Here is a 6,983-nt window from a genome sequence, read left to right as displayed (position 1 = left end):
AGTACGGAGGACACCGGTACCGCGAGGGTCTCGGACCCCGCCGCCCCGGCCGGCGGCGGGACGCTGTGGCTTGTCGGCGCGGGCGACCCGACGCTTACCGCCGCGACCGGACCGGCGGGCTACCCATCCCTCGCCCGCCTGTCAGATCTGGCCACACAGGTACGCGCGGCCGGCATCACCCAGGTCGACCGACTGGTCGGCGACGGGACTCTGTTCACCGGACCGTCCACCGCGACGGGCTGGCGCGACGGCTACGTCACCGACGGCAATATCACGCCGGTGTCCGCACTCGAGGTGGACGGCGGACGCCCCACACCCGGCTCGACCGGCCCGCGGACCACAACCCCGGACCTGGCCGCAGTGAACGCCTTCGCGGCAGCGCTACGCCGGGCCGGTGTACAGGTCGCGTCGACCGCTGTCGGCGCCATGCCCGCCGGGTCCGGGTCCGGGTCCAGGCCCGCCGGGTCCGGGCCCGACAACCCCGGATCCGGTGGCTCCGGCGGCCCTCGGCAGGTCGCCGCGGTCCACAGCCCGCCGATCCCGTTGCTGGTCGAGCGGATGCTGACGTACTCCGACAACGACCTGGCCGAAAGCCTGGGACGGCTGGTAGCCCACACCCGCGGCCTTCCGGCGTCGTTCGACGGCGCCACGCGAGCGGTACTCGACGTCCTGCGGGAACTCGGCGTGCCCACCGCGGGCGCAAACCTGGCGGACACCAGCGGACTGTCGACGTCGAACCAGATCGCCCCGGCAACGCTGGTGGCGTTGCTGCGGACGGCCGTCCTGCCCGGACACCCGGCGCTGCGGACCCTGCTCACAGGGCTTCCGGTCGCAGGATTCTCCGGGACGCTGAACGACCGCTACGGCTCGCCCGACACTCGCGCCGGCGCCGGTGACGTACGCGCGAAAACAGGCAGCCTGCGCATCGTGACAAGCCTCGCCGGCCAGGTCGTGGACACCAACGGCCGGCTCCTGCTGTTCGGCTTCTTCGCCCCGGTCGAGGAGGCCGGAGCCACCCGCGCCGCCCTCGACCAGGTGGCCGTCGCGCTCGCCTCATGCGGATGCTGATGCGCGAGACGCCCGGACGCGGCAGCGGGCATCCGGGGAAATCACCCGGCGGTAGCGCGGCAGGTGGTCGGTGGCAACAGGCGCGCGGCAGCGATAAGGCTGTCATCCACAGGGAGAGGACATAGGCTGGCGGATGTGGACGCCGAGCCAGTCGACTGGGATCTCGCCGTAGCGACAGCACGGCGGCTTGTCCGGCCAGGCCCGCTGCTGCCCCGCACCGAAGCGGACGCGGTGGTTACGGACCTGCGGCGGCTGGCCGTCGAAGCGGAAGGCCATGTCCAGGCATACACCCGGTTGGATCCGGCCGGTCCGGCCACCCCGATCGCCGTGGTGGACCGTCCCGAATGGATCCGCTCGAACGTCGCCGGCCTGCGGGTGGTCACCGTGCCGCTGCTGAGCAAGCTGGCGGACCGCGACCGGGGCAGGTTGTCCACCGCTGTCGGACGTACGGTCACCGGTGTCCAGCTCGGCACCGCCCTGGCCTATCTCGCGGGCAAGGTCCTGGGGCAGTATGAGCTCTTTCTCCCGCCCGAGGAAACCGCCGCGACCGACCCCGCCTCAACCGGGGCCTCCGGGGCCGGGGAACCGGCCAAGGCCCTCGGGGAAGGCCTGACCTCCAGGGCCGGGGAGGGCGATGCCGCCCAGGCCCGGCCGGCCGTCGCCGCAGCGGGGCGTCTCAGCCTGGTCGCGCCGAACATCGCCCACGCCGAACAGACGCTGGGAGTCAACCCGCGCGACTTCCGGTTGTGGGTCTGCCTGCACGAACAGACCCATCGCATCCAGTTCACCGCCGTCCCGTGGCTGCGCCAGCACCTGGAGGACGAGATCGGCGCGTTCATCGAGGCGACCGATCTCGACCCGGAGGTGCTCGCCGAGCGGGTGAAGTCGGCCGTCACCGCCGTGCGCGGTGCTGTGCTCGACCGCGGGCCGAACGCGACGAGCATCGTGGAGGCGCTCCAGACTCCCGCCCAGCGGCAGGTCCTGGACCGCCTACAGGCACTGATGACCCTCCTGGAAGGGCACGCCGACCAGGTCATGGACGCGGTCGGCCCGAAGGTCGTGCCGACTGTCACCGAGATCCGGTCGCGCTTCGACAGCCGCCGTGGCGGTGGTTCGCCGATCGACCGCTTCGTCCGCCGCCTGCTCGGGCTGGACCTCAAGCTCCTGCAGTACCGGCAGGGCGGCGCGTTCGTCCGGGCTGTTGTCGCCGAGGCCGGGGTGGACGCGTTCAACCTGGTCTGGCAGTCCCCCGAAACACTGCCGACCCGTGCGGAGCTGGTCGATCCAGGGGCCTGGATGCAGCGTGTGCTGGGCTCACGTCCGTCCCTGTCGGCTTGAACAGGGGTGTTGATCACCAGGCAGAGCGAACGGGGTCTGCCCACAGGGGCATACGGTGTGCGCACGACGACGCCGGAATACGGGATGACCTCCGAACGCGGGGCGACACGGAAACACGGGGCGTAATGCGGGAACGCAGGGCCGTGACCGAGGTCCGGGTAGCCGTTCGGCGGTCGATTGCCGACCTTGCTCCGGGCAGCCTGGTGCTGGCGGCCTGCTCCGGTGGGCCGGACTCGCTGGCGTTGGCCGCCGCGCTGGCGTTCATCGCCCCGCGCCGGGCCCTGCGCGCCGGGCTCGTCACCGTCGACCATGGCTGGTATGAGGGTTCCGCGGCGCATGCGGCCACCGTGGCCGTGTGCGGCCGGGCGCTCGGGCTCGACCCCGTCGAGGTGCTACCGGCATACTCTCCGCGCTCGGAGGGTGCCGCCCGCGACGCTCGCCGGTCCGCTCTGATCGACGCCGCGCAACGGTTGCAGGCGGGTGCGGTCCTACTCGGGCATACCCTTGACGACCAGGCCGAGACGGTGCTGCTGCGGCTCGCCCGCGGGTCGGGCGCTCGCTCGCTGGCAGGCATGCCCCGCCTGGACGGGGTGATCAGGCGGCCGTTGCTGGACGTCCGCAGATCGGTGACGCGTAGCGCATGCCTCGCCGACGGGCTGACGCCATGGGACGACCCGGCCAATGCCGACGAGGCGTTCGCGCGAGCCCGGGTCCGTCACCGGGTCCTGCCCGTTCTGGAGGACGCCATCGGGCCGGGCATCGCCGAGGCTCTCGCGCGCACGGCGGACCTGCTACGGGCGGACACCACCGCGCTCGACGCCGACGCGGCGCTCGCCTACGACCGTCTGGTCGTGGCCCCGGAGGACCAAAGGCGGCGCGATCATGCTTCTCCCGCGTCCGGGCCGCTCGACGGACCGGGAAGCGAACCGAGGAACAGCGCCGGGGGCACACCTGGGTTGCCGGCCCGGGTCGACCTGGACCTCGCCGGGCTCGCCGCGCTCAGCGAGGCGCTGCGCACACGGCTACTGCGGCGGGCGGCCCTGGCCGCCGGAAGCGCACCGACAGGCCTGCGGGCCGAGCATGTCCGGGCCATGGACGATCTGGTGACCAGATGGCGCGGGCAGAAGCCCGTCCCGTTGCCGTCGGGTGTCGTCGCCCTGCGCGCGGATGACAGGATCTCGGTGTTCCAGGCCGCCGGACTCCAGGCCGCGAACCGGGGGGAGACGCCCCCCCGGCCGCGGACCTCCGGCTCCGGGATCCAGTCCAGCACCCACGCGCGGGACGCCCTCGTAGGCCCGCCGCGCGGACACTCCAGGGAGGCTCAGGTGGCCGCTGCGCACACGATGCCCGACGAGATCGGCTTCGGCGGGATCGGGTCGGGAACGGAACTGCCCCCGCGGCCCGACCGGCATCCCGACATCGCCGAGGTGCTGGTCGCCCCCGGCGACATCGCCACCAGGATCGGGGAGCTGGCCGCACGGGTCGATGCCGACTACGCCGGCCGCGAGGTGCTGCTCCTCGGCGTCCTCAAGGGCGCGGTGATGGTGATGGCCGACCTGTCCCGGGCCCTGACCGTGCCGGTGACCATGGAGTTCATGGCCGTTTCGTCGTACGGCTCGTCCACGTCGTCCTCGGGTGTGGTGCGCATCCTCAAGGATCTGGACCGTTCGATCGAGGGGCGGGACGTCCTGGTGGTCGAGGACATCATCGACTCCGGTCTGACCCTGTCGTGGCTGCTGCGGAATCTGCGCTCGCGCGGGCCTGCGTCCCTGGAGGTGCTCACGCTGCTGCGCAAACCGGAGGCGCTGGCGGCCGACATCGACGTCCGGTACGTCGGCTTCGACATCCCGAGCGCCTTCGTGGTCGGCTACGGCCTGGACTATGCCGAGCGCTACCGCACGCTACCCTACGTAGGTACGCTGAACGCGGACGCGATCGAGCGCGGCGGCCGGTAGGGTTTGCCCGGTGGATATCGACCGATATACGTCTTATCTTCCGATATCGGTTGATATCAAGTGATATCGGCTGTTATAGAATGGCATCAGTTCATACGGGCGGTGAGGTGGCTCGCCGGTACCGCAGGCATCGGATGCGCGCTGACACGGCCGGTGACCGCACGGGAAGCGAATCCGGCGGCTCGGCGGTGGAGGATCACGCCACGAACCGCCCATTCGGGGCACCGCTGTGGAACGGTACGCATCAGTTGTCCGTTGCTCGGATGTACGCGCGGTAAGGCGCGCGTACCGGCGGTACCCTCGGCACAAGGGAATCCCGAACGAGGGCGGCACACACGTCAGGAGGGTGGAGCGCGCGTGTCAAGCGCTCCAGGCAGATGACTCCAAGAAGAATCTTCCGCGGCTGGGTGCCTCTACTGCTCCTGGCCGCACTCGTGATCATTCTCGCGACCAACGTGCTGTCGGGCTCAGGCGAGTACTCCAAGCGTGACCTGAACTTCATCCAGCAGCAGATCGCCTCAGGGCAGGTCGCGAACGCAACCATCCAGGACTCGAAGCAGCGCATCGAGATCAAGATGAAGGACGGTGCCAAGTACGAGTCGTCGTACGTCACCGACCAGGCCGTTAACCTCGCCAACGAGCTGCGTCACCAGAACATCGCCTACGAGGTCAAGGTCGAGCAGGGCAATATCATCGTGTCGCTGCTGCTCAACCTGCTGCCGGTGCTGCTGGTGGTACTCCTGCTGTTCTTCTTCATGAACCAGATGCAGGGCGGCGGCAACCGGGTCATGAACTTCGGCAAGTCCAAGGCCAAGCTTGTCAGCAAGGACACGCCGAAGACGACGTTCGCTGACGTGGCCGGCGCCGACGAGGCCATCGAGGAGCTCCAGGAAATCAAGGAGTTCCTGGAGAACCCCAGCAAATTCCAGGCGATGGGGGCCAAAATTCCCAAGGGCGTGCTGCTGTACGGGCCGCCCGGTACCGGCAAGACGCTGCTGGCTCGCGCGGTCGCAGGCGAGGCCGGCGTGCCGTTCTACTCGATCTCCGGTTCGGACTTCGTGGAGATGTTCGTCGGTGTCGGCGCGAGCCGCGTCCGGGACCTGTTCGAGCAGGCCAAGGCCAACGCGCCGGCGATCATCTTTGTGGACGAGATCGACGCGGTGGGTCGTCACCGCGGGGCCGGTCTCGGTGGTGGCCACGATGAGCGTGAGCAGACCCTCAACCAGCTCCTGGTCGAGATGGACGGGTTCGACGTCAAGGGTGGCGTGATCCTCATCGCCGCGACGAACCGGCCCGACATCCTGGACCCGGCGCTGCTGCGCCCGGGGCGGTTCGACCGGCAGATCGTTGTCGACCGGCCCGACCTGCTCGGCCGCGAGGCGATCCTGAAGGTGCACGCCAAGGGCAAGCCGATCGAGTCGGACGTCGACATGCTGGTCATCGCGCGCCGGACCCCCGGGTTCACCGGTGCCGACCTCGCGAACGTGCTCAACGAGGCCGCGCTGCTCACCGCCCGGTCGGACCGCAAGCTCATCTCCTCGGCCCTGCTGGAGGAGTCGATCGACAGGGTGATGGCCGGTCCGGAACGCAAGAACCGGGTGATGAGCGACAAGGAGAAGAAGAGGATCGCCTACCACGAGGGCGGGCACGCGCTGGTCGGGCACGCGCTGCCGAACAGCGACCCCGTCCACAAGGTCACGATCCTGCCTCGCGGGCGAGCCCTGGGTTACACCATGCAGCTGCCCATGGAGGACCGTTACCTGCGCACCCGGTCGGAGATGCTGGACGATCTCGCGATGTTCCTGGGCGGGCGGACCGCCGAGGAACTGGTGTTCCACGAGCCGACAACGGGCGCCAGCGACGACATCGAGAAGGCCACGAAGATGGCCCGGTCCATGATCACCCAGTTCGGGATGAGCGACAAGCTCGGAGCGGTCAAGTTCGGCGGCGAGAGCAACGAGGTGTTCCTCGGACGCGACATGGGCCACCAGCGCGACTACTCCGAGGAGCTCGCCGCGGAGATCGACGCCGAGGTCCGTCAGCTGATCGAGTCGGCGCACGACGAGGCCTGGGAGATCCTCGTCCGCTACCGGGACGTCCTGGACAACCTCGTCCTGCGTCTCATGGACGTCGAGACGCTCGGCAAGGACGAGGTCCTGGAGATCTTCGCGACCGTGGAGAAGCGGCCCAACCGCGGTTCCTACACCGGTGTCGGCAAGCGCCTGCCGTCCGACCGGCCACCGGTGATGACCCCGGCCGAGCTGGGCGTGCACAAGCCCGGCGACGTCACCGACCTCGTCACAGGCACCAGCGCGGGGCACAGCGGCCGGACGAACGGAGCCGGACGCGGCAACAACGGCAACGGTTCCGGTGCGACCGGCGGGAATGGATCCGGAGCCACTCCGGTTGGCTCTGCTGACTCCCCGGTACCCGCGGAGGAGGACACCCGTGCGAGCTCCCCGGCGCCGTCGTCACCCGTACCACGGATCTCGGACCCGTGGGCGCCACCGAGCTTGCCGAACGACGACGACAGGGGACGCCGTTGACGACCGATTTCGGCCTCGCACCCACCGGCTACACCTCCCTTGCCTCAGCCCCCGTGGATGCCGGTGGGTGCGAGGC

Annotated in this window: 4 protein-coding genes; all 4 read left to right on the top strand. The window is 69.9% G+C overall.

The window, feature by feature from the left end:
- A partial coding sequence (gene dacB, locus DD1DGNOD_RS03655) for a D-alanyl-D-alanine carboxypeptidase/D-alanyl-D-alanine endopeptidase (RefSeq protein ID WP_131769444.1) occupies positions 1 to 1,068 on the top strand: 1,068 nt, incomplete at its 5' end.
- Between the two features lie 135 nt (positions 1,069 to 1,203).
- Positions 1,204 to 2,406 (top strand): zinc-dependent metalloprotease, encoded by a 1,203-nt coding sequence (locus tag DD1DGNOD_RS03650; protein WP_131765237.1) that lies wholly within the window; start codon positions 1,204 to 1,206, stop codon positions 2,404 to 2,406.
- A gap of 125 nt (positions 2,407 to 2,531) precedes the next feature.
- Complete coding sequence (gene hpt / locus DD1DGNOD_RS03645) at positions 2,532 to 4,361, top strand: hypoxanthine phosphoribosyltransferase (RefSeq protein ID WP_131765236.1); 1,830 nt, start codon at positions 2,532 to 2,534, stop codon at positions 4,359 to 4,361.
- 377 nt (positions 4,362 to 4,738) lie between these two features.
- Positions 4,739 to 6,907, top strand: a complete 2,169-nt coding sequence (gene ftsH, locus DD1DGNOD_RS03640; RefSeq protein ID WP_131765235.1) for an ATP-dependent zinc metalloprotease FtsH — start codon at positions 4,739 to 4,741, stop codon at positions 6,905 to 6,907.
- Positions 6,908 to 6,983: the final 76 nt, after the last annotated feature.

The organism is Candidatus Protofrankia californiensis, from assembly GCF_900634765.1.
Lineage (GTDB): Bacteria > Actinomycetota > Actinomycetes > Frankiales > Frankiaceae > Protofrankia > Protofrankia californiensis.
Note: the sequence above shows the minus strand (reverse complement) of the source record. Positions and strands in the feature narration are given on the sequence as shown.

Coding starts and splice junctions, on each gene's coding strand:
- hpt (WP_131765236.1), top strand. CDS start 2,532: ATGCGGGAACGCAGGGCCGTGACCGAGGTCCGGGTAGCCGTTCGGCGG.
- ftsH (WP_131765235.1), top strand. CDS start 4,739: ATGACTCCAAGAAGAATCTTCCGCGGCTGGGTGCCTCTACTGCTCCTG.